This window comes from Paenibacillus rhizosphaerae (genome assembly GCF_014192015.1).
Lineage (GTDB): Bacteria > Bacillota > Bacilli > Paenibacillales > Paenibacillaceae > Paenibacillus_AQ > Paenibacillus_AQ rhizosphaerae.
The window spans coordinates 56,022-79,938 of sequence record NZ_JACHXJ010000009.1 but is presented as its reverse complement, the minus strand read 5'-3'; the positions used below and the strand labels follow the sequence as shown (position 1 = coordinate 79,938).

The 23,917-nt window shown below is 53.4% G+C and carries 21 protein-coding genes and 1 riboswitch; of the genes, 8 read left to right on the top strand and 13 right to left on the bottom strand.

The window, feature by feature from the left end; all coding sequences use genetic code 11:
• Positions 1 to 7: 7 nt before the first annotated feature.
• From FHS19_RS32570 to FHS19_RS32545, 6 genes are all read right to left on the bottom strand, one after another.
• Positions 8 to 868 (bottom strand): CheR family methyltransferase, encoded by an 861-nt coding sequence (locus FHS19_RS32570; RefSeq protein WP_183587387.1) that lies wholly within the window; start codon positions 866 to 868, stop codon positions 8 to 10.
• Positions 869 to 941: 73 nt separating this feature from the next.
• Positions 942 to 4,601 carry a response regulator gene (locus FHS19_RS32565; RefSeq protein ID WP_183587385.1) on the bottom strand — a complete coding sequence of 1,220 codons (3,660 nt, stop codon included), beginning with the start codon at positions 4,599 to 4,601 and terminating at the stop codon, positions 942 to 944.
• Complete coding sequence (locus tag FHS19_RS32560; RefSeq protein ID WP_183587383.1) at positions 4,598 to 5,767, bottom strand: PP2C family protein-serine/threonine phosphatase; 1,170 nt, start codon at positions 5,765 to 5,767, stop codon at positions 4,598 to 4,600. The genes FHS19_RS32565 and FHS19_RS32560 overlap by 4 nt, the downstream gene beginning before the upstream one ends.
• 215 nt (positions 5,768 to 5,982) lie before the next feature.
• Positions 5,983 to 6,327 carry a YflT domain-containing protein gene (locus tag FHS19_RS32555; RefSeq protein WP_076176109.1) on the bottom strand — a complete coding sequence of 115 codons (345 nt, stop codon included), beginning with the start codon at positions 6,325 to 6,327 and terminating at the stop codon, positions 5,983 to 5,985.
• A gap of 92 nt (positions 6,328 to 6,419) precedes the next feature.
• Positions 6,420 to 6,932 (bottom strand): hypothetical protein, encoded by a 513-nt coding sequence (locus FHS19_RS32550; protein WP_183587382.1) that lies wholly within the window; start codon positions 6,930 to 6,932, stop codon positions 6,420 to 6,422.
• A gap of 48 nt (positions 6,933 to 6,980) precedes the next feature.
• Entirely contained in the window at positions 6,981 to 7,484 is a 504-nt protein-coding gene (locus FHS19_RS32545; protein ID WP_183587380.1) for a DUF948 domain-containing protein, read from the bottom strand.
• A gap of 246 nt (positions 7,485 to 7,730) precedes the next feature.
• On the opposite strand from FHS19_RS32545, the gene FHS19_RS32540 reads away from it, so the two are divergent.
• Positions 7,731 to 7,895 (top strand): DUF1328 domain-containing protein, encoded by a 165-nt coding sequence (locus tag FHS19_RS32540; protein WP_076176112.1) that lies wholly within the window; start codon positions 7,731 to 7,733, stop codon positions 7,893 to 7,895.
• Between the two features lie 136 nt (positions 7,896 to 8,031).
• On the opposite strand, the gene FHS19_RS32535 is transcribed toward FHS19_RS32540, so the two are convergent.
• Positions 8,032 to 8,598 carry a hypothetical protein gene (locus FHS19_RS32535; protein ID WP_183587378.1) on the bottom strand — a complete coding sequence of 189 codons (567 nt, stop codon included), beginning with the start codon at positions 8,596 to 8,598 and terminating at the stop codon, positions 8,032 to 8,034.
• Positions 8,599 to 8,857: 259 nt separating this feature from the next.
• Here FHS19_RS32535 and FHS19_RS32530 point away from each other — a divergent pair, with 259 nt between their 5' ends.
• Positions 8,858 to 9,232 (top strand): hypothetical protein, encoded by a 375-nt coding sequence (locus tag FHS19_RS32530; protein ID WP_183587376.1) that lies wholly within the window; start codon positions 8,858 to 8,860, stop codon positions 9,230 to 9,232.
• A 176-nt stretch (positions 9,233 to 9,408) separates the two neighbouring features.
• Here FHS19_RS32530 and FHS19_RS32525 read toward each other — a convergent pair whose 3' ends face one another.
• The 3 genes from FHS19_RS32525 to FHS19_RS32515 all read right to left on the bottom strand — a co-directional run bounded on the left by FHS19_RS32525 (position 9,409) and on the right by FHS19_RS32515 (position 13,570).
• Positions 9,409 to 10,242: a C40 family peptidase gene (locus FHS19_RS32525; RefSeq protein WP_183587374.1), complete on the bottom strand. Its 834-nt coding sequence runs from the start codon at positions 10,240 to 10,242 to the stop codon at positions 9,409 to 9,411.
• Positions 10,243 to 10,541: 299 nt separating this feature from the next.
• Entirely contained in the window at positions 10,542 to 12,389 is a 1,848-nt protein-coding gene (locus tag FHS19_RS32520; RefSeq protein WP_183587372.1) for an Ig-like domain-containing protein, read from the bottom strand.
• 302 nt (positions 12,390 to 12,691) lie between these two features.
• A complete protein-coding gene (locus tag FHS19_RS32515) occupies positions 12,692 to 13,570 on the bottom strand; it encodes a cation diffusion facilitator family transporter (RefSeq protein ID WP_183587370.1) in 879 nt (292 codons plus the stop codon).
• A 185-nt stretch (positions 13,571 to 13,755) separates the two neighbouring features.
• On the opposite strand from FHS19_RS32515, the gene FHS19_RS32510 reads away from it, so the two are divergent.
• Positions 13,756 to 13,941, top strand: a complete 186-nt coding sequence (locus FHS19_RS32510) for a hypothetical protein (protein ID WP_183587368.1) — start codon at positions 13,756 to 13,758, stop codon at positions 13,939 to 13,941.
• An 84-nt stretch (positions 13,942 to 14,025) separates the two neighbouring features.
• Here FHS19_RS32510 and FHS19_RS32505 read toward each other — a convergent pair whose 3' ends face one another.
• Together FHS19_RS32505 and FHS19_RS32500 are read right to left on the bottom strand one after the other, a co-directional pair.
• A complete protein-coding gene (locus tag FHS19_RS32505; protein ID WP_183587366.1) occupies positions 14,026 to 15,651 on the bottom strand; it encodes an ABC-F family ATP-binding cassette domain-containing protein in 1,626 nt (541 codons plus the stop codon).
• 384 nt (positions 15,652 to 16,035) lie between these two features.
• Positions 16,036 to 17,019: an MBL fold metallo-hydrolase gene (locus FHS19_RS32500; RefSeq protein ID WP_183587358.1), complete on the bottom strand. Its 984-nt coding sequence runs from the start codon at positions 17,017 to 17,019 to the stop codon at positions 16,036 to 16,038.
• 420 nt (positions 17,020 to 17,439) lie between these two features.
• Here FHS19_RS32500 and FHS19_RS32495 point away from each other — a divergent pair, with 420 nt between their 5' ends.
• From FHS19_RS32495 to FHS19_RS35565, 5 genes are all read left to right on the top strand, one after another.
• A complete protein-coding gene (locus FHS19_RS32495) occupies positions 17,440 to 18,576 on the top strand; it encodes a virulence factor (protein ID WP_183587356.1) in 1,137 nt (378 codons plus the stop codon).
• A gap of 130 nt (positions 18,577 to 18,706) precedes the next feature.
• A riboswitch (Lysine riboswitch) is annotated at positions 18,707 to 18,915 on the top strand.
• Between the two features lie 130 nt (positions 18,916 to 19,045).
• Positions 19,046 to 20,503: an amino acid permease gene (locus FHS19_RS32490; RefSeq protein WP_183587354.1), complete on the top strand. Its 1,458-nt coding sequence runs from the start codon at positions 19,046 to 19,048 to the stop codon at positions 20,501 to 20,503.
• Between the two features lie 256 nt (positions 20,504 to 20,759).
• Positions 20,760 to 21,650 (top strand): NAD-dependent epimerase/dehydratase family protein, encoded by an 891-nt coding sequence (locus tag FHS19_RS32485; protein WP_183587352.1) that lies wholly within the window; start codon positions 20,760 to 20,762, stop codon positions 21,648 to 21,650.
• Between the two features lie 12 nt (positions 21,651 to 21,662).
• Complete coding sequence (locus tag FHS19_RS35570; protein ID WP_312887404.1) at positions 21,663 to 22,028, top strand: FAD-dependent oxidoreductase; 366 nt, start codon at positions 21,663 to 21,665, stop codon at positions 22,026 to 22,028.
• Positions 22,009 to 22,596 (top strand): FAD-dependent oxidoreductase, encoded by a 588-nt coding sequence (locus FHS19_RS35565; protein WP_312887403.1) that lies wholly within the window; start codon positions 22,009 to 22,011, stop codon positions 22,594 to 22,596. The genes FHS19_RS35570 and FHS19_RS35565 overlap by 20 nt, the downstream gene beginning before the upstream one ends.
• 118 nt (positions 22,597 to 22,714) lie before the next feature.
• Here the strand turns inward: FHS19_RS35565 and FHS19_RS32475 are convergent, their stop codons facing one another.
• Complete coding sequence (locus FHS19_RS32475; protein ID WP_183587350.1) at positions 22,715 to 23,857, bottom strand: transglutaminase domain-containing protein; 1,143 nt, start codon at positions 23,855 to 23,857, stop codon at positions 22,715 to 22,717.
• Between the last annotated feature and the right edge of the window lie 60 nt (positions 23,858 to 23,917).

Here is a 23,917-nt window from a genome sequence, read left to right as displayed (position 1 = left end):
CCCACTTCTAGTTAATCTTCCTGTAGATTTTCTCCACACGATCCAGCGGTTCGTAAGAATCACTGTATTCCGTAAACTGTATCGACTCTTTGGCTCCAAGAACCAGAATTCCGAAGCGGCTTAAACTTTCATAAAACAGGCCGTGGACATGATCCCTGAGCGTGTCGTTAAAGTAGATCATCACATTACGGCAAAATATAACGTTAAACTCGTTAAAGGAGCTATCCGTTGCCAGATTATGCTCCGCAAAGATCATATTTTTGCTTAGAAAAGGCTGAAAAATCACTGAGTTATACTTGGCGGTATAATATTCGGAAAAGGATCGGGTTCCGCCCGCCTCAATATAATTTTTCGTATACAGCTTCATTTTCTCAATCCCGAAGATCCCCTGCTTCGCCTGCTCCAGGGAACGGTCGTTCATATCCGTAGCGTAAATCCTCGCCTTCTCCAGAAGACCCTCTTCATGCAGCAGGATCGCCATGGAGTAGACCTCTTCTCCGGTGGAGCAGCCTGCATGCCAGATCCGGATATACGGATAGGTTCTCAGTAGGGGGACGATCTTTTTTCGAAAAGTCAGAAAGAGATTCGGATCGCGAAACATCTCTGTGACGGGAATCGACAGATTATGAACCAGCCGCTCAAAAACGGGCCGGTGATGCAGCACCTTCTCCTGAAGCTGGGAAATATTGCTTAAACTTTCCGCACGTATAAAATGCCATATCCGGCGCCGGAGCGACGGGATCGCATAATTGCGAAAATCGTAACCATATAAACGGTGAATGCCTTCAAGAAGAAGCTCAAGCTCGATATCTTCCCGCTCCGTCTCGTCCTTTACGGGGATGTCCTGATCTGTATGACCCAAATCCATTCTCTTTCCTCCTGCTTACGTTTGCTTCAAAGATGAAAATGTAATGCTATTACCTATTACCCCGTTATTGCCCTTACGAATACAACCAAACCCTCATCAGGGACAATAACTGTTCCGTCTGGATCGGCTTCTTCACGTAATCGGAAGCGCCGGCCTCGATACACTTGGAGCGGTCTTCTTTCATCGCCTTGGCGGTCAAGGCTATCATCGGAAGCTTATGGAACTGAGGCATCTGGCGAATCTGCCGCATTGCTTCATAGCCGTCCATCTCCGGCATCATCATATCCATCAGCACCAAATCGAACGGCTGGCCCCCGGTCAGGATGTCGATCGCCTCGCGTCCGTTCTCGGCGAAGGTCACCTCCATGCCGTAATTCTCCAGAACGCTCGATAGCGCAAATACGTTCCGGATATCATCGTCGACGAGGAGGATTTTCTTCCCTTCAAACAGCGCTTCCCTGTTATGAAGCTTCTGCAAAATTTGACGCTTGTCCTCAGGCAGGTTGGCTTCCACCCGGTGCAGGAACAACGTCGTTTCGTCCAGAAGGCGCTCAGGCGACTTCACGTCCTTGATAATAATGGACTCGGTATATTGGCGCAGGCGCATTTCTTCCTTGCTGTCGAGATCCTTGCCGGTGTACACAATGATCGGCAGATAGCCCAGGCTCTCGTCCTGCTGGATCTGATCCAGCAGCTCAAAACCGGTCATATCGCTCAGCATCAAGTCGAGCACCATGCTGTCATAGCGTTTCTTCTGCAGCTCACTGAGCGCCTCCTTGCCGGTGGACACGGCGGTAATTGCCACATCATCATGATCTATAAGCTCAATAATCGAACGGCGCTGGATGTCATCATCCTCGACGATGAGGAGATGCTTCAGCGACTGCTCGGTATACGATTCAATACGCGAGAACGCATGCTCCAGGGACGATTTGGTCGAAGGCTTCTTCAAGTAGGCGATAGCCCCCATTTTCAGGCCCTGCTTCACTTCATCCGATACCGAAATGATATGGACCGGGATATGGCGGGTTGCCGAGTCTCCCTTCAGCTCGCCCAGGATCGCCCAGCCATCCATGACCGGAAGCTGAATATCCAGGATGACCGCATCCGGCAAGTACGTTTTGACCATCTGCAGGCCGACATCGCCCTGCATCGCCACGAGGGCCTTAAAGCCTCTCCCCCGCGCCATATCCATCAGAATGTGGGCAAATTTCCGATCGTCCTCAATGATGAGCAGGACTTTGTCTTTATCGGCGATATGCTCCCGGTCATCTTCCAGCGGCTCCGCTGCATTGATGGCGGATTCCTCTTCATCCACCATGTTCTGCGCAGGCTCGGGCAGCATCAGCTCGCTGGAAACGGCGGCCTCGTCCTGAACGGAAGAAGACGCCTCCGGCTTCTCCTCCGTGACCGGCAGATACAGCGTAAAGCAGCTGCCATGCCCTTCGACGGATTCGACCTCGATTCCCCCGCCAAGCAGACGGGACAGCTCACGGCTGATGGACAGGCCAAGGCCGGTACCGCCATACTTGCGGCTGGTCGTACCGTCCACCTGCTGGAACGCCTCAAAGATCAGGTCGGTCTTATCTTTCGGTATGCCGATGCCCGTATCTTTGACAGCCGCCGCTATATATTCCTTGCTCGGGTCCAGATAAGCCGGCAAGACTTCCGGATCCGCCCGGCGGACCGTGAACACGACCGAACCCTGGCTGGTGAATTTAAACGCATTGGACAACAGGTTGCGGAGGATCTGCTTCACCCGGTATCCGTCGGTAACGACGGAATCCGGCACATCGTTGTCCACGTGAACATGGAGCGCAACCTGTTTGGAATTGGCCAGCGGCTTGAAGTTCTGGTTGACAAAAGTCTGCCATTCCTCGATCGGCACCGTTTCCGAGTTGATCTCCATTTTGCCGGCATCGACCTTGGACAAATCCAGAATCTCATCGATCATCTTGAGCAGATCGGCGCCTGACATGTAAATCGTATGAGCGTATTCCTTCTGCTTATCACTCAGGTTTCCTTCCTTATTCTCGGACAGGAGCTGCGACAGGATCAGCAGGCTGTTGAGCGGCGTGCGGAGCTCGTGGGACATATTCGCCAGGAACTCCGACTTGTATTTGCTGGTCACCGCCAGCTGCATCGCCTGCTGCTCCAGTCTGGCCTTCGCATCCTCAACCTCGATGTTCTTCTCCTCAAGCTGCTGCATCTGCTCTTCCAGCGCGCGCGTCTTGCCGATCAGCTCGGTATTGTAATGCTCGAGCTCCTCCTGCTGGCGCTGAAGCAAATCCTCGGAGCGCTTGAGCGCTTCGGTCTGCTCCTCCAGATTTTCGTTGGAGCGGCGCAGCTCCTCCTGTTGGGTCTGCAGCTCCTCGGATTGGCACTGCAGCTCCTCGGTCAGCGCCTGGGACTCGCGCAGAAGCTCCTCGACGCGGACGCGGCGATTAATGTTATTAACAATGACGCCCAGACTCGCGGTGAGCTGGGACAAGAGCTGTCTGGCCAGCTCGCTGAACGGCTCGAACGACGCCATTTCAACGACGCCTAGCAGTTCGTCTTCAAACACGACAGGATAAATCAGCAGATGAGCCGGCTTCGCCGAGCCAAATGCCGATTCCACCGACAGGTAGTCTTCCGGCAGCTCGGTGACGATCGGTTTGCGGTCCAGGGCGCTCTGCCCGATCAGGCCTTCTCCGATTTCGATTCTCCCCCTCGCCGAGCGTTCCCCCTGGCCGGCGTATGTTCCGCCGAGAGACAGCATGTTTGGATTTTGATCATCGTCCTGAATATATATAGCCCCATAGGCCGCACCGATGATCGGAGCAAACTCGCTGATGAACATTTGGGACACCTGCTTGCTGGAATTGATGCCGCGCAGAAGCTCGGTGACCCGGCTAGCATTGGAATTAAGCCAGTTCTGGTCCTTCTGGGCCTGGAGGTAGTTCTGTTCCAGCTCCTGCTTCTCTTCCAGATCTTCAGCGATTTCCTTGAATACATGGGCCACCTGGCCGATTTCATCTCTGGAGGTAACCTTAATCCGGCGGATGGCCTGAATTCGGCCTTTGGCAAAGCTGTTGATCATCATGTTCACGACACCGAGTCCCCTCGTGATCGTCGAGATCACCCACAGAATGACGGCAAGTCCAAGCAGCAGCCCGGCAATCATAATAGCGGTCGTAATTTGAACGGACCGGTTGTATGCCGCTTTGACAGCATTGATCTGCTCGTCGACCAGCAGATCTTGATATTCGGCCAGTGCGTTGATGCTGTCTACCGCTTCCTGCTGAATCGGGGTTCCGCTGGCGTTCCGGTAGGCGTTGGCTTCATCCATCATCCCTTTGGTCAGCAAGGCGCTTTGCTTGCTGATGTATTCCTTGTAATCCGACCAAGCCTTCTGCACGCGGCTTAGCATTTGTTTTTCCTCAGGAGACGTAGTGCTCGCATTCAGCTTCTGCAAATTTTGTTCGCCTTTGGCGACCATATCGTCGATCTGCGAAGAGCTGTCCCCTGTCGCTACGCTGTGGTTCAGCATCATGCTCATCACGAGCCTGGACATGTCGTTCACTTCGCTTCGGATACTGCTGGAATACCGCACTTTCAGATACCGGTCCTCATAGATACGATCCATTTGCTTGTTCATATAATTCATGCGGTCGTAGCCGACCACCGTCAAAGCAATCAAAATCAACATGAGCGAACCGAAGCCGATCACCAGCTTAGTCTTCAGTTTCATTCTTCATTCGCTCCCTCTTTTAATGAAATCCAGACGAGGCATTTATCGTCTTCCCGCTCCTGGGTTCCGTGGTCTTCAAAAAATGCCTGGTACATCTTCTCTTCATCCCATTCATGCGAATGCTTCAGGTGGCTGACCAAAAAGTCGACTTGTTCGTCATGGTCGCCTTGGACCAGCTCCAGCAAACCGTCGGTGTACAGCGCAATATGGCCTTCGCCTTCGTAAAACAAGGTCTGCGGATCGATGTCCATCTTATCGAACAGGCCGACCGGGCAGCATGCCCGGTCAAGCAGGAGCATGTCTCCATTCTGCTGAAAAAATATAGCCGGGGGATGCCCGGCGTTGACGTAGTCAATCCGTTTCATCGAGGTATCCACAACCAAATAAATCGCCGTAAAGTAATATTGGACGAGCTGATTTTCGATGTAAAGCTGGTTGAACCGGCGATTCAGCTCCTGGATCACTTTCTCCGGCTCCACATAGGTTGTTACCGTATCCTTCAGGACCGACGCGATGAACATCGTAAACAGGGACGACGAGATGCCATGGCCCATCATATCCAATAGAATGACGCCGTAACGGCCGTTGCCGAGGGAATACCAGGCATACAGATCACCGGCAAGCTCGGCGGAAGGCTGATAAATGGCGTGGACCTCAAACAGCTCGTCCTCAATGGCGGGACTCAGCACTGCGTTCTGAACAAGCGCGGCCAATCTCAATTCCTCCTGAATTCGTTCATCGCGCTCCTTATGCCAGTCCTTCTCATGTTTTAACCGGAGTGCCAGGCGGATCCGGGCCATCAGTTCCACTTTGTTGATCGGTTTGGTCACATAGTCGACCGCTCCGGCATCCAGAGCCTCGGCTAACTTTTTGGAGTCCCCCACCGCGGTGACCATGATGATCGGTATATCCCTGAGATGCTCGTTTTTCTGGATCACCTGACAGGCTTCGATCCCGTCCATTTCAGGCATCATCATATCGAGCAGAATCAAGTCAAAATTGGACGCTTTCGGCTGACCCTCTTTGGCATAGCCATCCGCTCCCAAGATTTCAAACATTTCTTTTGCCGATGCGGCTTTATCGATATCCCGGTAGTTTTCTTTCTTTAAAATCTCCCGGATGATTATGACATTTGTCGGATTGTCATCAACAATTAATATTCTCATAACCCTCTCCTTACAATCCTATGAAATTGTTGAAATCTCTATTTATATACTATATACCATACCGTGTGAATTTTTCAGCATCTAAGGTCTATCAGTCATTGGAACTCAGGGCATGATATGCCACTTGTTCCAAAAACATAGATAAGGAATGGGAAGCGTTATCCCATTCCTTATCTATGTTTTTGACATGCATCTGTATGCGGGAAATGCCGGTCTCATGCCTTTTTGGCAACCACCAGCACCTTGCCCAGATCCAGTTCCTTTTCATAAAATTGAGCCTCGGCCTCCGTGAAGCCCAGCGAAGTGATTTTGGCCCGGAGCTCGTCTCCGCGCGAACGGAACAGATTAGCAAGAGCATCAAACATGCCTTCTTCTTTAATGCCAACCTCACTTGCCCCTGCTGTATCCGCAATCCGGTCGGTCCGGTCGCCGTCATGGGCCAGTACGAAAATATCATCGTACACGTAACCTGCGCTGCGCAGCTGGTTGACTTCTTCCACCGCTTGGACGCCGTTCTCCACAACTTTCGCAAATGATTTGGTATTGGTTGATGAGTTCATCGTTCTCACTCTCCTATTCTTTGTTGATCCCGTACATCTTCTAATTAACCTCTGCGGGTATAGATGAAACGCCGATTTCAGGAAACGCCGGGCTATTCACTCGCTTGGTCAAAAAAGTCGACACCCGCGAGCCTGCCCGTTTCCGGATCTATATAAACCTTGACGGCATGGTGTCCGCGAATATATACGTCACCATCCTCCGCCTGAAACTGCGGCTGTCCCAAAGCATTGGCAACCTGGAACTTGCTTAAAGGGATCCAGGAGCCGTTGATTTGGATCTTCCCCGCGGCTGCTCCCACATGAACGTAGTCCACGATGCCGTCGCAGAGCACGACCGCCGCGTCTTGGTAGACGTAGGCCGAGCAGCCGGTGAACGGATCAGGGGTCACTTTCAGCGGCTTGCCCTTGTGGGCGAGGACTTCCTGTTTGGTGTCGTTCAGGGAAACCCCATTCACCGTATCAAACGCGGCAACGCGATCAGGAGTTTGCTGGACGGCCTGCCGGACAGTCTGGGCATTCGCCGTATGGCCCGGATCAGACTGGGCACCGGACACGAAGGACAAGGGTGACAGCATTCCAAGCAGCAGCGTAATCATTTTCAACATGATTCTCATCCTTTCTGTTGTCAATGGATCCAGCCTGAGCCATAGGTCCTACCGGCGCAGTCTCTGCCAGACCGTTGCGGCGGTGTCGATCCATTTCACCACGTTAGCCGCAGGCTTGGCCTTTGCTCCCGATTCATATACAGCCGAATAGGATTGGATCGTGCGCTCTTCCGGCGTCGACGCGGAAGCAAGCATGCGCCGGGGACTGGACTCCACCTGGTGCTTAGGCTGCTTGAACTTGTGAATCAAGGTTGTGGAAGCCTGCTTCGCGGCCAGGGTTAACTCGCTGAGTACTTCTCCCAAATTTTTCACCGAATTCATGACCGGATCAATCTGTTTCATCTTATGCTCGACATCCGCCGTAATATCGTTGGCGTGCCGGACGATTTGCTTGATCTCATAGCTGAGTTCGTCGATCGTCGACTGAACCTCCTGCAGGGTTTGCGTCGTCTTCTCGAGCGAACTTTTCGCGGCCAGCAGCGTTTTAATGAGATAAACGACCAGGACCGCAAAAGCGACCGCGATTAACGCGACACTAAGCGACATAATCATGTGCATAACCTCTCTTTCTTGTCTCTTGCAAGATGCCTCCCATGCTTCCTGTAAGGCTCACTTAAGCGTTAGTTACCCTATCGCCCAAATGACGAAACAGCGCCGTTTTTTACCAAAAACAGAGCTTGTTTCATTCCCCTTTGGCCCGGTTAAGTATGACTACGAGGGTGAACGGGACCCGCTGATTCATCGGCGAACGTCCGGTCATTGATCACCCAAACTTTACAGGAAAGAAAGGTGAGCAAAATGTTGAAATGGTCGATTATTTTCTTAATTATTGCGATCGTCGCCGGAATCTTCGGGTTCTTCGGAATCGTATCAGCGGCGGCTACCATCGCCAAGGTGCTGTTCTTCATTTTCCTGGTTCTCTTTATCATCTCGCTGTTTACCGGCCGCAGCCGAACGCCTTAACGGCATAAGGGTAGCTGGTATAAGAAAACGAACAAGCCCAAAGAGATAAGAAAAAGGTTAGAATGAGCAAAAAAAACCAAGCGGTCCTTCGGATGAAGGCGCTTGGTTTTTTTAATGCCCGCTATCTTTTGTTTCATTAGAAGAGCGAAGGCAGATCCAACCAGTTCAGCTTGAACGTCAGCTTGACGCCGTCATCCAGGAACTGAACATCGTTCACTCTAAGGATGTCCGGCAAGTGCTCCTTGAGTGGCACGGAAAGGGTTCCGAACCCCCAGGTTTCCGCCGGCACGCGGATGGACTTGATCCTCGTGGATTCATGCTTCAGCAAAATGACGCTGCCGTCGGCATCCATTGTGAAGGTCAGCTCGGCACCAAAGGGAATAAACTCCCATTTGCCGTTAATATCCGCCGTAACCTCCTGCCCATGGAACTGAAAATCGGCTCCGGTCACGGTAACCTGCGGGGGCATATCGCCCATGTGCTTAATGAGCTCCTTCTTGGCCAGCTCATTCAATTCCTCGCTGTTCAGCGTAATTTCCGGCTTCTTCGTCTTCAGCATCTGCATCGCTTTATCCTCGATATTCAGATCCATATAGTTCAAATTCAGCTTGCGATCCGGAGCGATGTACCAGATCAGCACGCCGGCGGCGATAATGACCACGATGATGATCGTTATAATGAACCGAAACAAAAACTTCCCCAAGCGCATGTCCGCCCCCTTTCTGCCAGAAAAGGCAAGTTTACTCCACCATCCGGCGCATTTCTAAAGTTTCATTTTTGGCCTATTTCAAAAACAGGCAGCCGGGATTTTTGGTACCATCCTCCCTGACGCTTCTACCATATTTATGGTAAACTAAAACAATCTTTTTTTCTACGATCTACTAGATAACTTGGTTCATTTGTCCGTCAGAGGGTTATTTGGATAGTGTAGAAGCATACTATTCCAAGGAGGAACACAGTCAATGAAAAAAATTATCACTATTGCAGCAGCACTCGGATTAATGGCTTCCATGGGAACCGCAGCTTTCGCGGACAGCGCATCGACAACGGACAGCACTTCGTCCACGACTTCCGTCACGGGTACTTCGGAGACCGTTGCCGAACCTACCAAGCTGGTACCTGAGCCGATCATTTCGGCAGGTGAAGAAGTAACGCAGCCTACAGTGCCTCTCGTCCTAACGGTAAATACACCGTTCTACTTTGAACCCGGCGGTAAAGTCGCAAGCGTCCTGGCTCCGCAAGTGGTGAGCACCACGGGCAACCGCGTTGGTTCGCTCCTCGGTGAGTGGGTGGAAGTTTACACGTGGCTCGGAACGGCCTGGATTCTCGTAAAATAAGACATCCAAAAAGCAACATGCCAGCACTAGAAAGAACTAAAGGTTTTACTAACGGGTGTCGGCGTCATTTAGTTCCTTCTACATAGAATATCATCAAATCTTCCGTACAGCGAAGCCTTTGCGGGGGACAACAAAGGACCGGAGAATTCTCCGGTCCTTTGTATTTTAGGCGGCCTTTATTTCAGAACGCTGCCTCCATACAGAAATCTCAGCTTCCAAGAGCTGCTGAAATCCGATACCGTCACGCCACCGGCCTGATTGGAGTAGGTATGCAGCAGCTTGCCGTCGCCCAGATATACCGCCACATGAGTGATCCGCTGGCTGGACTTATCAACGCCTTGATAGGCGGAAGCGCTGGATCCGCGGTAACTCATAAAGAATACGAGGTCTCCCCGCTTCAGCTGGTCCGTGTTGTATACGGCTCCTCTGTTTTCCTTCACCCAGGAGCCCTGCTGTCTGGAATCCGCCGGGAGCACGACGCCGGCAGCCTCTTTGAAGATCTGGCGGGTGAAATCCGAACAGTCGAACGTTGAAGTCGTATTACGGTTAGAGCCAAACTCGTAAGGAGTCCCCAGATATTTCATGCCGGTCTGGATCACCTTTTCGATCATGGCATTCGTATTTTCCGCAGAGGCGGGCGGTGCCGTTTCAGAGGATCCGGTACTCGGCTGGGACACCGATCCGGTGCCCTTAACGGTTATGTATTTTTCGCGGGTGCTGACGTAACCAACCTTGCCCGACGAAGTCTTCACTTTATAATAATAAGCCGTGCTTTTCTCCAAAATCTGCACGGTCTCTCCTTTTTTCACATAACCGAGCACATTGCTGGACAGGGAAGGCTTGTCCCGAAGATTCACCGAGGCCTGGATAACGCCGACCTGGCCCTGTGCCTGAACCTGGCTGGATGCCGACGCCGCTTGAGCCTCATGTCCGGTCGGGATGATGACGGCTGCGGATATGGCAGCGGATAATAGCAGGCATCCGAGTAAGCTTTTCTTGATGTTAATCATTTCATTCCTCCTTGAGATGTCTGAGTCGCTTGTAGAAACCGGGGAACGCCGGCCCGCTTAGCGCTTGCTCTCATTATAGGCAGGAGGATCGAGAAACCGCATGGCCCTTTTTACACAAAAACATTCTCCAAATGTTGGTATAAAACAGGTCTATGGTCTTAATTACACCTGGTCCCTGGAAATCAGGGAACATTAAGGAAACGCCTGCAGCGTCCGGAATCCAAAAAGAAGAACAAGGCCGACCCTGTTCAGAGCCAGCCTTGTTCATCCATGTTTTCAACAGATGGACCTTTACCCGGTCATTCCTCTACTGCATTCTCAAGATCCGCCCCGCTATCCGTCCCGCCTTGATCCGGAAGGTCATTTCCGATTGGAGCAGCGGCGCGGACGACCTGGACCGAGGCAGCAGTTCTTCCCCCTCTATATTGGGCAGAGATCTGGGTCAATCCCGGCTTATGACCGATCAGATTTCCTTCCTCGTCCACCTCAGCGATGTCCGGATGACTGCTGCTGAATTGAACCTGCTTGGTAATATCCGATTTCGTCTGTGTTGAATAGTCATGCAAAAAGACCTTGATATCCAGCGTCGAACCTTCTGAAAGCGAGTATTGGAACGAATCCAGCTCGAGATAGCCGTTCAGGGGATCATACTCGTCCGTATCTTCCGGCAGCACAGTCACGTTCAATCTGGCTGTACAGCCCTCGTAAGATGCTTCTACATAGGTGTTCCCCGGCTCCTTTCCGGCGATCCTTCCCAATGCGTCGACTTCGGCAATCGCAGCGTCGCCCGAAACGTAGACCGCGGCGTTGGACAAATCGCTGCCGGTTCCGTCGTCATATACCGCTTGCAGCACGGTAGATACGCTGGAGCCCGTCTTCAATTTCTTTTCCTTTTCCAAAAACGCGATACCTGTCATCGTTCGCTCAGCAGGCGGCTGGTCCGCCGGCGGCGTAAGTTTCATCAGCTGGAATTTCGCTCCGTCCCCCCGCTGCACGGTTCCCGGGAATATATAACCTCCATCAGGAGTTCCCGATGGTGTTCCAACGCGATAGATCGGCGGCCCTTTGAACAATTCCCTGCTGATCAACCCTCCGTTCCGATCGACGCTTAACACGCCGTATTGGTGCTTCCACTCTGAGCTCCAGTCCAAGTATGTAACATGTTCCCCCAGCATCGCGTAGCCCTCTTCCGTCTGGACCAGACGATTGAAATTCTGGGAATTGGCACCATCCGGATATGTTTTCTCCCACTGCACCTGTCCGGTCAGATCCGCTTTGGTAAGAACCGGCACGCCGTTGCCGTTGACGGATTTACGGCTCAAAATCATATAGCCTCCGTCTTCGGCCGGAATGACCGAATAAGCTGTCCAGCCGCTGCGCGGCTCGACCGATTGCTTCGACCACACCTCTTTGCCTTGTTCATCGATCTTCATCACCAGCATCGCATCATGCTCTCTCGATTCATATTCCACCATACCCGCGTGGCCGACAGCGATGTAACCGCCGTCGCTCGCCGGAATCAGATCGGTGAAATAGTCGCTGCCCGAAAAATTATATTGATTGTACCATAGCGTATTCCCGCTTCGATCGATCTTTGTGATATAAGCTCTGTCATATGCAACCCAGTGGACGATCCCGCTGCCGGCGATCAAAAAGCTGCCGTCCTCCGTCTCGACGATGGACTTCGGGTTACTATCATACCCCTGGTTGTCCAGGACTTTCTGCCACACCACATTCCCCGATGCATCCAGCCGGATCAGGAACAGCTGCCGAATCGGTTCAAACTCTTCAGCCGTGTTCCCCGCGATGAGATAACCCCCGTCCTTTGTCTCAATGGCCCGGTATGCCGTACTGGACCCCCAGTCATAATAGGCCAGCTTCTGTTCCCATTCCACCTGCCCGTCTCCATCCAGCTTTACGACATAGGCCTTTTGATACGAGTCATAGATATCGCCCAGGGCTAGATAGCCGCCGTCTGACGTAGGGATGACCCCCTCCCCGCTGGACTGGCTTCCGTAATCCCTGGACCATTCGATCGCCGACCGTGTCGGTTCGGCAGCCGCAAGACTGAATCCGGGCAGAAGCCCGAACATCAGCAGCAAACCGGCAGTACACGCAGTCCATAATCGCCAGAACGTTCTGTTCACAGCCTCACTCCTTTCCATCGTAAGCATGATTTGACGCAGGAATTTGTAAAATCCCTCCATCTATGTCATTATTCATTGGATTTCTCCAACTGGATATCCCACAAACCTCATAATTACCTGCTACGTTGGAACTGTTTCCCAGTTTTTGTTTTCACGCTTCGTCAGACCCATGGCTGTGGCAATTCCCCTAACGGACGGACGCAAAAACAGCCACAATGCTTATGCATTGTGGCTGTTAAACCGAAGCTTATCTTGGACATGGGCTTTTCATAGGACACGGGAGCTTTTTAAAGGAACCGGCCTTACAAGCTTTTCTCCCGAGGCTCCACATGGACGTGGACATTCATGATATTATGAATTCTCTTCATCCGCTCTTCGATCTTGTCGCTGATGGCATGCCCTTCGATCAGGCTGAGGCTGGGGTCAACGACGATGACGACATCGACCAGGACATGATTGCCGTGAACCCTGGCCTTTACATCGTTGATTCCTTCAACGCCGGGTGTTCTGGCAATGGTGCCCCGCAGATCGCGGAGCTCCGCCTGATCGAATCCATCGGTCAAACGGTAAGTGGAATCGCGGAAAATATCCCAAGCCGTCTTGCAGATCAGCAGGCCCACGGCAAACGCCGCCACCACATCCAGCCATGGCAGGCCGAACTGGGCCCCGACAATCCCGACCGCCGCCCCGATACTGACCAGTGCGTCGGACAGATTGTCTTTGGCGGCCGCCATCAAGGCCTGGCTCTTGATCTCCTTGGCCAGCTTTCTATTATATAGATAGACGAACAGCATACATACAGCGCATACGGCCGCCACGCCGGCCGACCATAAATCCGGCGTGGACTCTTTGCCCATAAACAGGGATCTGACCGCCTCCACCAGCACCTGAATGCCCACCATGCCCATAATAAACGAAGCGATCAGCGATGCCACCGTCTCTGCTCGGAAATGCCCATACGGATGGTCTGAGTCCGGCGGTTTCTGCGATATCCGCAGGCCGATCAGCACGGCGGCCGATGCCACGATATCGGTCAGATTGTTAAACCCGTCTGCAAGCAGCGCACTGGATGCATAGAAGTAACCGCCGACCAGCTTGCCGGCAGAGAGGATCAAATAAGCCGCGATACTGATCCAGGCGCCGCGTTCTCCTTTTCGGATATCGTCATAAATATGATCCAAGTTCGTTGGCCCCTTTTCACCGTCTCATGCCAAAAGGCACTTTTTTATCCTAGCAAACGAAAGTCGTGTGGGTCCAGAGAAACATAGTTGCTTACAGTCAAGAGGTTTTGTCTCTCCCATCTCTTGTGGGGAGCCGCAAAAACAGCTAGAATAAGGACACAACCCCAAAGGGAGGAGCCCTACCCATGACGGAAAATCAGGACTCTAAAAAGGTCAATTTGGCCGACGCCATCCGCGCGAAGCTGGAGCAGAAGAAGCAGCAGAACAAGGGCGGCAAGCCCGGCGGCTTCCAAAGCAATGCTCCGCATGCGATGAAGAGCCAAAACACGAAAAAGCCCAATAATCAGCGCCGTCGCACCGGCGGGTCCTAAAACAAGCCACAGGCTCTACGGACAACACAAAAAAGCTGCCGCCCCGCTTAAGGGAATGGCAGCTTTTTTTCATGGCATGAAGTGTTAAACTTCCTGCGGATACATTTGCTCGCGCAGCGCCTTGATTTCATCGTTTTCCAGATACTCGTCGTACGTCATGACCTTGTCAATGATGCCGTTCGGCGTAATTTCGATAATCCGGTTGGCAATCGTCTGAATGAACTGATGGTCATGCGACGTGAACAGGATCGTGCCGTCGAAGTCGATCAGCCCGTTGTTCAGCGCGGTGATGGACTCGAGGTCCAAGTGGTTCGTCGGCTCGTCGAGGAGCAGCACGTTCGCGCCGTTCAGCATCATCTTGGCCAACATGCAGCGCACTTTCTCTCCCCCGGAGAGAACGCTCGCCTTCTTCAGTGCTTCTTCGCCGGAGAACAGCATCCGGCCCAGGAAGCCGCGCAGGAACGTCTCGTCCTGATCCTTCGAGAATTGGCGAAGCCATTCCACCAGGTTCAGGTCCACCCCGTCAAAATATTCGGAGTTGTCTTTCGGGAAGTACGCCTGCGTCGTCGTAACGCCCCAGGAGAACTCGCCCGCGTCCGGTTCCGCCTTGCCCATCAGCACTTCGAACAGCATCGATTTCGGCAGTCCGTTCGGGCCGACGAAAGCAATCTTGTCGCCTTTGTTCACGACGAAGCTCAGCTCATCCAGCACCTTCTCGCCTTCAATGGTCTTCGTGATGCGGTCTACCGTCAGCAATTGCTTGCCTGCTTCACGCTCCGGCTTGAAATGAAGGAACGGATATTTCCGGTTGGAAGGCCGGATATCGTCCAGCGTAATTTTCTCCAGCTGCTTCTTCCGGGAGGTCGCCTGCTTGGATTTGGAAGCATTCGCGGAAAACCGCTGAATAAATGCCTGCAGCTCCTTGATCTTCTCTTCCTTCTTCTTATTGGACTCACGCTGGAGCTCCAGCGCCAATTTACTGGATTCGTACCAGAAGTCATAGTTACCTACGTACAGCTGGATTTTGCCGAAATCGATATCCGCGATATGCGTACATACCTTGTTCAGGAAGTGACGGTCATGGGATACGACGATGACGGTGCCTTCATAGTCCATCAGGAAGTTCTCGAGCCACTGAATCGATTCGAGGTCCAAGTGGTTGGTAGGCTCGTCGAGCAGCAGATTGTTCGGACGGCCGAACAGGGCCTGCGCCAGCAGGACGCGGACCTTCTCGTTACCGGAAAGCTCCACCATCTTCTTGTCGTGCAGCTCGCGCGGAATGCCGAGGCCGATCAGGAGCGCAGCCGCGTCAGGCTCGGCGTCCCATCCGTTCAGCTCGGCGAATTCGCCTTCAAGTTCACCCGCACGGAGTCCGTCTTCCTCGGAAAAGTCCGCTTTCGCATACAGCGCATCCTTTTCCTTCATAATGGTATACAGACGGCCGTGACCCATGATGACGGTTTCCAAAACTGGATACTCGTCGTATTCAAAATGGTTCTGCTTCAGCACCGCAAGGCGCTCGCCCGGTGTCATGTGAACATCGCCCTGGTTCGGCTCGATTTCGCCGGAGAGGATCTTGAGGAACGTCGATTTGCCGGCACCGTTGGCGCCGATCAAGCCGTAGCAGTTGCCTGCCGTAAATTTTATATTTACATCTTCAAAAAGTGCGCGTTTTCCGTAACGGAGTGTCACGCCGCTTGTACTGATCATGAAGTATTACCATTCCTTTCGCTAGTAGGCTTCAGCACATTATAGCATAAATCAACGTGCGATCGAAGCCCATTTCATAATAGAAGAAACAAAGATTAGCCCGCCGATCCCGGCCGAGCCCGGGTATTCCTTTCCTGCCCGGAGGTTTGTCCTATGATTACCTATCTCTATCAATATAATCGTTTTTATCTATTTCTATTCCCGTTCGCGCTAAGAGATTATCGAGGGGACCCCCTAATGGAAGATAGGGGGCGTTGTCAAACCGCTCGAATTCACCATGGTGCAAGGGTCCAAGCGAAAAACACCGGAAAGAAGCCACCCTGCGGCCTTTCCGGTGTTCGTATGGATTCATCGACGTATCAAATACCGGTGGGGCATCCGGTACTACCTCCGCTCCGGATGGATCGTCAGCGTCTCCCCATAATGCATCACTTTAATCCGCTCCTCACTCAGACCGAGCCGGACCCGCTCCTCCTCCATCCGGTCCAGCGCCTCCCGGGCTGTATCGTCAGCCAGGCGGAACGTACCGTAATGCATAGGAATCATCATATCGGCCCCCACGTCCAGAAAAGCCTGCAGCGCCTCTTCGGGATTGACGTGCTGCGACGTCATAAACCACTCGGGCTCATACGCCCCGATCGGCATCAGCGCTACATGCAGGTTGAAGCGCCTGCCAATCTCTTTGAAGCCGGCAAAATACCCGCTGTCCCCCGCGAAATAGACGTTGGGCGGCAGCATCCTGGTGCCGTCTTCCGCTCCGGTGTTACCGGCTTCCCCTGTCTCATGCGGCTCCAGCACAAAGCCGCCCCAGTGCGAGGTGTTGGTGTCAAACGGCGTGCGGCGCGTCCAGTGCTGCGTCGGGACGAAGCTGATCTTCACTTGGCCGATGACCACATGATCCCACCATTTCAGCTCCCGGCAATTGTGGAACCCTTTGCGGACCATCTTCGCGCGGAGGCCGACCGGAACGATCAGCGTCGTGCCCGCCCCGTACAGCTTCCGGATGGAAGCCATGTGCATATGGTCATAGTGGGAGTGCGATATGAGAATGATGTCCACCGGCGGCACATCATTGATCAGGAGACCGGGCGCGCCGAGGCGCCGCTCAAAACCCATTCTTTTGGCCCAGACCGGGTCCGTCAAAATATTGAGACCCTCATACTGGATGAAAAAGGTGGAATGGCCAATCCAGGTAATCGACGTATCCTGTCGGTTGCCGTGCAAGTAATCCAGATCCGGCGGCATATTCGGGATTTGGAAGCTGTAGTCCTTTTTCTTCTGCCGCCGCTCCTGGCGCCACTGTCTGAACTGCTTTAACGTTTTGTCCGTACTTACATTATCCATGTTATTATAGCGGATCTTCGGCAAGAGTCCCCCTCCTTCCCGGGTGTAATCGCTGTTTATTCCATTTTACCCGATCCGAAACCCTGTGTACCACAAGAGCTGACGCTCGAATGCATCCTTCTTTCGTAAGCTTGATTACCGCTAAGTCTATGAATTATTCGTCATGCAGGTCGGAGTAATGAATGACGTACAGCGCCAAAAACATGAGGGTCACGACGACAATCAGCATCGGCGCGAAATAGATGTTGAATATCACGCGGCAGTACAGCTCCTTCTATGCAGCTTGGTAACCTCCTTGTCATTGTCGTCTTTCCATCCGTTTTCTATCCGCGGCAAAAGGTTTATGTTTGGGGGCAAAGTGAGGTAAACTGTAGTTTAGATGGTTTCATCTATATAGGAATGAGATGTATCATTTTTTCTTGAAGAAGAAGGAGGTCTTTACCTGTGAAGATCAAATTTATCGAGCCAACGCCGAGCCCGAACTCTATGAAGCTGCATTTGGATGAGAGTCTGGAGCCCGGCATCCGCAAAACATATACGCTTGACAATGAACGCTCCGCCCCGGCATGGATCCGGGAGATGCTGCATATCCAAGGGGTCAAGAGCGTGTTCCATACCCTTGACTTTGTCGCCTTGGAACGCCAGGGCAGCGCGGACTGGTCCGCCATCCTCGGCGAAGTGCAGGAGCGGTTCGGCCAGGAGGGCCTGACGAGCCAGTTCACGGAAGAAGACGCGGAAGCCGGCAGCCATTACGGCGAGGCGGAAGTGTTCGTGCAGTTCTTCCGGGGCATCCCGATGCAGATCCGCGTGAAGTCCGGCACTCAGGAGGTTCGCCGGGCGCTGTCCGACCGCTTTACGAAAGCCGTGATGGAAGTCACCGCTGCGACGATGATCAAGGAGCGCAAGCTGAAGGATTACGGCGTCCGCTACGGGGAGCTGGAGGACATCGCCGGTGAGGTCGAGCAGGAGCTGGAAGCGGCGTTTCCCGAGGATCGGCTGAAGCAGGTCATTGAGCAGGCGATCGCCCACGGCGCCAGCGAGCGCGAGTTCGAGGAGGAGCGGCGCGAGCTGAGCGACACCGAGCTCGCCGAAGCGATGCAGAGCGCCGACTGGAAGGTTCGCTATGCCGCCCTGGACGGCATGCAGCCGACCGAGGAGCGGCTGCCGATCATTCGTCAGGCGCTGCATGACGAGAAAATGCAGACCCGCCGCCTGGCGGTCGTCTACCTCGGCGATCTGCGCACGCCGGAAGCGATGGAGCTGCTGTACGAGGCGCTGAAGGACAGCTCGCCGACCGTCCGCCGGACGGCGGGCGACACGCTGTCCGACATCGGCGACCCGGCGGCCACGCCGGCGATGCAGGCGACGCTGAAGGACAGCAGCAAGATCGTCCGCTGGCGCGCCGCCCGCTTCCTGTACGAAGTCGGTACGGAAGAAGCGCGCGACGCCTTGGAGGAAGCGGTGAACGATCCCGAATTCGAAGTGAGCCTGCAGGCGCGGATGGCCTTGGAACGCATCGAATCCGGCGAGCAGGCCGCAGGCACCGTGTGGCAGCAAATGGCCAAGCGGAGCCGCTCCTGAAGGCTGCAGGGAACGGCTCTTCAAGAATTCCAGCATTAACCATTGCCTTTTTCCGGCGTAATACGCTACGATGTAACGTGTTTAATACATCAATACAAAGAAATATGTAAAAGATAACCTCATCCGTCCAAGGTGAGGTAGAGGTTGCGGAAGCGATGAGTAGCTGTCCCGAGGCGTAAGAGCCGCCGGTGAAGGACAGTGAAGGGCGCCTTCCGCCGAAGTGTGCGAACCCGCTCTACCGGTTGGCATGCTGGGTCTGTTCTCCGAAAGGGACAGAACTGTCGCGGCGTTCCTTCCTCCTGCAGGAAGACCAAGGCGCCGTGATGAGCTATCTTTCATGGAAGCACGGGTGCGGAAGCCATAGCGTCATTTATCGGGACCGCGGGTACTTCATACCTGGGGTCCCTTTTGGTTGTTCCCCTTCCACTCCATGAAGTCATATTCATATTTGAAGGGATGATTTCTTTTTATGCGTTTAAAAGAACCGGCAACGGCACTCAAACAGAGCCTGAAATCCCGGCACATGACGATGATCGCCCTCGGCGGCTCCATCGGCACCGGGCTCTTTCTGGCCAGCGGCAGCGCCATCTCCTCCTCCGGACCGGGCGGAGCGATTCTGGCCTATGCCGCCGTCGGCCTGATGGTATATTTTCTGATGACGAGCCTGGGGGAAATGGCTACCTATATGCCGGATTCCGGGTCGTTCAGCACCTACGGCACCCGCTTCGTCAGCCCGGCCTTCGGATTTGCCGTCGGCTGGAACTTCTGGTACAACTGGGCGATCACGATCGCAGCCGAGTTGTCCGCGGCGACCGTCATCATCAAATATTGGTTTCCGGACTCCCCCTCCTTTTTGTGGAGTCTGCTGTTTCTCGCCCTCATGTTTGCTCTGAATATTTTATCGGCCAAGGGCTACGGTGAATCCGAATACTGGTTTGCCATTATTAAAATCGCGGTCGTCATTATTTTCCTGGTCGTCGGCATTCTGATGATCTTCGGGATTATGGGAGGCAAGCCGGTCGGATTCGAGAACTTCAACCTGGGAGGCAGCTCCTTCCATGGCGGATTCTTTGCTTTCGTCGGCGTCTTTATGGCGGCGGGCTTCTCGTTTCAAGGGACCGAGCTGATCGGGGTGGCTGCTGGAGAGAGCGAAAATCCGCGGCAAAATGTGCCGCGCGCCATCAAGCAGGTATTTTGGCGGATCCTGATCTTTTATATTTTGGCGATCATCGTCATCGGCTTCCTGATTCCTTATACGAATCCGAACCTGCTGAAGACCGATCTGAACAATATCGGCGTCAGCCCGTTCACGCTGGTATTCCAAAAGGCGGGTCTGGCCTTTGCGGCGTCCGTCATGAACGCGGTCATTCTGAGCTCCGTGCTGTCCGCGGGCAACTCCGGCATGTACGCCTCCACCCGCGTGCTGTATGCCATGGCCAAGGACGGCCTGGCCCCTAAATTTCTGAGCCGGCTGAACAGCCGCGGCGTTCCCGTGTACGCGCTCTTGATCACCACGGCGATCGGCATGCTGGCGTTCCTGGCTTCCCTGTTTGGCGACGGGGTCGTGTACAACTGGCTGCTGAACGCCTCCGGCATGTGCGGCTTTATCAACTGGCTCGGCATCGCCGTCTGCCACTACCGTTTCCGGCGGGCTTTCCTCGCCCAGGGACATTCCCTGGATGAGCTGCCCTACCGGGCGCGCTGGTTCCCGTTCGGACCGATCTTTGCCTTTATCCTGTGCATTATCGCGATCCTGGGACAGAACACCGGGGCGTTTACCGGCAGCAAAATTGACTGGTACGGCATTCTTGTGACGTATGTCAGCATTCCGCTGTTCCTGGCCATATGGTTCGGGTACAAGTGGAAAAAGAAAACCAAGCTGACACCGCTGGAGCAGTGCGACCTGACCAGCCACGATCCGAGGTAATGTTAAAAAAGGAGACTCACAGATGAACGTGTGGGTCTCCTTTTTTTGTGCCGATGGGCTGCCATTACTTCTTAATCGGATAGTTGACTAATGTTATCAACATGTATATTATGGACTCATCAGATCCATTATGGATGATTTAAGTCCATTATAGGAGCGCAGTTATCCCAAGCAGGTTTTAATATCGCATGACCCAATTATGGATATAATACATTCATTATATCTGTAATAATAAACAAAGGAGATGGAAGAAAACATGAACATTTTCATTACCGGCGTCACCGGGTACATTGGAGGATCAGTCGCTAAAACCTTACTGGACGCGGGACACTCCGTTTATGGACTGACTCGCAGCACCGGACAAATGGGCGAGCTCAAAGATCTCGGCGTGGAACCTGTCGTCGGATCGCTTGAAGATACGCAACTCCTGACTGAATACGCACAACGCAGCGACGGCGTCATTCATACAGCAGACGTCGGCCACCGCGCGGCAGTCGAGACGCTGATCCGTGCATTGCGCGGGACAGGAAAGGCGTTGATTCACACCTCCGGATCGGGCATCGTGGGGGATGACGCTAAGGGGGAACATGAAAGCCATCAGATCTATAACGAAGAAACCCAAGTGTTCAGAGATCTAGAGCCGATTCGTATCAATGAGCTGGTACGTAAAGCAGGCGTCGAGCAAGGAGTGCGGGGCATTGTCATCGTCCCCTCCATGGTCTATGGAACTTCACTGGGACTTCCAAGAGATAGTATCCAGCTCCCGATGCTTATCCATAAATCAAAGGAACTAGGTGCTGGCGTCTATATCGGCCAAGGGCGTAACCGGTGGTCCAATGTGCATATTCAGGATTTGGCCCAATTGTACCTGCTCGCTTTGGACAAAGCACCGTCTGCCTCTTACTTTTTTGCGGAAAATGGAGAAGAATCGTTCGGGGATTTGGCCCGGTACGTAAGCAATGCTCTTGGTTTTGCCGGGAAAACGGTTCGTTGGACATTGGAAGAGGCTGTTGCCGAATGGGGTCCACTTGCCCAGTATACTCTGGCGACAAACTGCCGGATTCGTGCCGTACATGCTCGTCATTTGCTCGGCTGGAAGCCTGAAGGTGAATCCATCCAATCTTGGATTGCTAACCATGTGGAATAAGGGGGATTTCAATTGCAAAACACAGCTAATGGAAAATACGATGTTGTCATTGTAGGCGGTGGTCCCGCTGGACTTCATGCCGCCTTGGTGCTGGGGCGTTCACGTAGAAGTGTTCTGGTCATCGATGAAGAATTGCCGCGGAACCGGGTAACCAGGGAGTCTCACGGCTTCCTGACAAGGGATGGGATTACGCCTGCAGAATTTCGGAGAATCGCAAAAGAGCAGATATTAAAATACCCTTCCGTCACATTTCAAACCACTAAGGTGGTATCTGCGACAGGCCATGATGGGAATTTTCTACTTCACTTGGAAGAAGATATGATCGTCTACACCCGGAAGCTTTTATTTGCTACAGGGGATGAAGGACGTATTACCTGACATTGACGGCATTTTCGAGGTGTATGGAACCAGTGCGTTTGTCTGTCCCTTCTGTGATGGATGGGAATTGCGCGACCGACAGATCAGCGTGATTGCTCCGAATGATGTGGATTTGCATTTCGTGAAAATGATATCCGGATGGACCAAGCATCTATCTCTGCTCACCCGTGGCTCATTGTTCCTGTCTGCCGATCAACGCGTCGAATTGCAGCGTCATGGGATTACCGTTTACGAAGAGCAAATAAAGCGGATCGAATCGCTGCAGGGGTACGTGAATCAAATAACCTTGTCCAGCGCCCGTTCCGTGGAATGTGAGGGAATATTCTTTACTCCCACTTTAATGCAAAGCACGGATATCCCAGAACAATTGGGGTGCGTGTTGTCGGTCAACGGGCCCGTCATGAAGATTAATACAGATCCAATGGGAAGGACGAATGTTCCTGGCGTGTACTCGGCAGGTGATGCATCCGGTGTTCCATTCCAGTTAATATCTGCCGCATCGAGTGGAGCTACAACGGCTGCGGCGATTCAATTGGATATGCTGGACGCCGAGTGGAGTAAGGTATAAAAAAAATCCCCACCCAGAAGGCAAAAAGCCCCCTCCTGCAAGCTCCTGGGCTTCGCAGTGAGGGGGCCTTCCCTTCTGCCGCATTCCGGTGATATTTGCCCGTCAGTACACGCTCTGCCTATTTCCAAGTGACGTAAATTCTCAAATCCTCCGTCTCATCCAGCGGGATTTGCGTGTAAGAGATCGAGCTCACCCCAAGCCGATACAAATCCTGCAGGGCGCCGAGCAGCTGCTCCTTGTTCCCATGGAACCGGAAGAGCAGCGAGTTCCCTCCTGCGGCGACGACCGGTTTAGCCCTGGCGCTGAGCTGGGCGGAAGTCGATACGATCTGTGCCGGATCATACAGTGGGTACTCAAGCTGTTCCTGCAGCTTCTGGTAAAACGCCAGATGGCTTCCCCCTTGCCGAATCAAGCCGGACAGCGTATCGCGATACAAGGTCAAGGCAGCAGGATAGGTTTTGGTCCATGCATGGTCCTTCCTCATCTGCGCGTCCGTGCGCAGGTAATAGCCCGTACCGACCTCACCGGCCTTGTCCGGAGCGGGATCATCCCAGGTCGTGTCCAAGTGGTACCATTTGCCGTCAAGAAGCACCAGATTCCAGGCGTGCAGCTGGCTCACACCCGTATCCCTTGGAGCGGCGGTACCTTCTACAATCTTATTCGGAATTCCGGCTTCCTTCAGCATCTTGTAAGTCAGCAGCGAATACCCCTGGCAGACCGTGCTGCCCGAGCTGAGTCCGTCATAAGCGGTGTACTTCTGAAGGGTCATATCGTATTTCAAATGGAGCACCACCCAGTCATGAATCGCTTTGATCTTCTCATGATCGTTCATGCCGGGCCGGATCAGGCTGCTGAGCACCGTCTTCACCCGCTGGTCGACATAAGCCGTCTGCGCGGCCGTTTCCCGGTAGCGCAGCTGCACGCTCACCGTGGCCGATTTCGAGCTGCCACTGTAGGAGTAGCCATAGCTTTCGATGGTGTAATTGATGTAGGGATCGCTCTCCAGCGCCTGTTCGAGGGCGCTCTTCAGCTGGCTCTTGAGGGCTGACGTCTTGCCCTGGTACACAAACTGAATCTTCTCCAGGCGCTGATTCATAGCGGCCAGCAGCTTCGCCTGAATCGCGTCCACGGTGGTGACAACGTTCCCCGGAGAGGTCGCGGCCGCATATACCCTTTGCCAATCGATGCTCGGGGTAACGGCGGCGGCAACCACCGTTCCAAGGAGCAGCACCGAGACGAGCGAGAAGCGCTTTACAATCATATGGCCCCCTCCCTTCCTGACCATCATGCCGGTCCACACCTTTTACCACTTCCGTCATCC

Coding starts and splice junctions, on each gene's coding strand:
- FHS19_RS32510 (WP_183587368.1), top strand. CDS start 13,756: ATGACGGAAAATCAGGACTCTAAAAAGGTCAATTTGGCCGACGCCATC.
- FHS19_RS32545 (WP_183587380.1), bottom strand. CDS start 7,484: ATGATTATGTCGCTTAGTGTCGCGTTAATCGCGGTCGCTTTTGCGGTC.
- FHS19_RS32560 (WP_183587383.1), bottom strand. CDS start 5,767: ATGAGAATATTAATTGTTGATGACAATCCGACAAATGTCATAATCATC.
- FHS19_RS32475 (WP_183587350.1), bottom strand. CDS start 23,857: ATGATTGTAAAGCGCTTCTCGCTCGTCTCGGTGCTGCTCCTTGGAACG.
- FHS19_RS35565 (WP_312887403.1), top strand. CDS start 22,009: ATGAAGGACGTATTACCTGACATTGACGGCATTTTCGAGGTGTATGGA.
- FHS19_RS32485 (WP_183587352.1), top strand. CDS start 20,760: ATGAACATTTTCATTACCGGCGTCACCGGGTACATTGGAGGATCAGTC.
- FHS19_RS32525 (WP_183587374.1), bottom strand. CDS start 10,242: ATGATTAACATCAAGAAAAGCTTACTCGGATGCCTGCTATTATCCGCT.
- FHS19_RS32570 (WP_183587387.1), bottom strand. CDS start 868: ATGGATTTGGGTCATACAGATCAGGACATCCCCGTAAAGGACGAGACG.
- FHS19_RS32490 (WP_183587354.1), top strand. CDS start 19,046: ATGCGTTTAAAAGAACCGGCAACGGCACTCAAACAGAGCCTGAAATCC.
- FHS19_RS32540 (WP_076176112.1), top strand. CDS start 7,731: ATGTTGAAATGGTCGATTATTTTCTTAATTATTGCGATCGTCGCCGGA.
- FHS19_RS32555 (WP_076176109.1), bottom strand. CDS start 6,327: ATGAACTCATCAACCAATACCAAATCATTTGCGAAAGTTGTGGAGAAC.
- FHS19_RS32530 (WP_183587376.1), top strand. CDS start 8,858: ATGAAAAAAATTATCACTATTGCAGCAGCACTCGGATTAATGGCTTCC.
- FHS19_RS32505 (WP_183587366.1), bottom strand. CDS start 15,651: ATGATCAGTACAAGCGGCGTGACACTCCGTTACGGAAAACGCGCACTT.
- FHS19_RS32565 (WP_183587385.1), bottom strand. CDS start 4,601: ATGAAACTGAAGACTAAGCTGGTGATCGGCTTCGGTTCGCTCATGTTG.
- FHS19_RS32550 (WP_183587382.1), bottom strand. CDS start 6,932: ATGTTGAAAATGATTACGCTGCTGCTTGGAATGCTGTCACCCTTGTCC.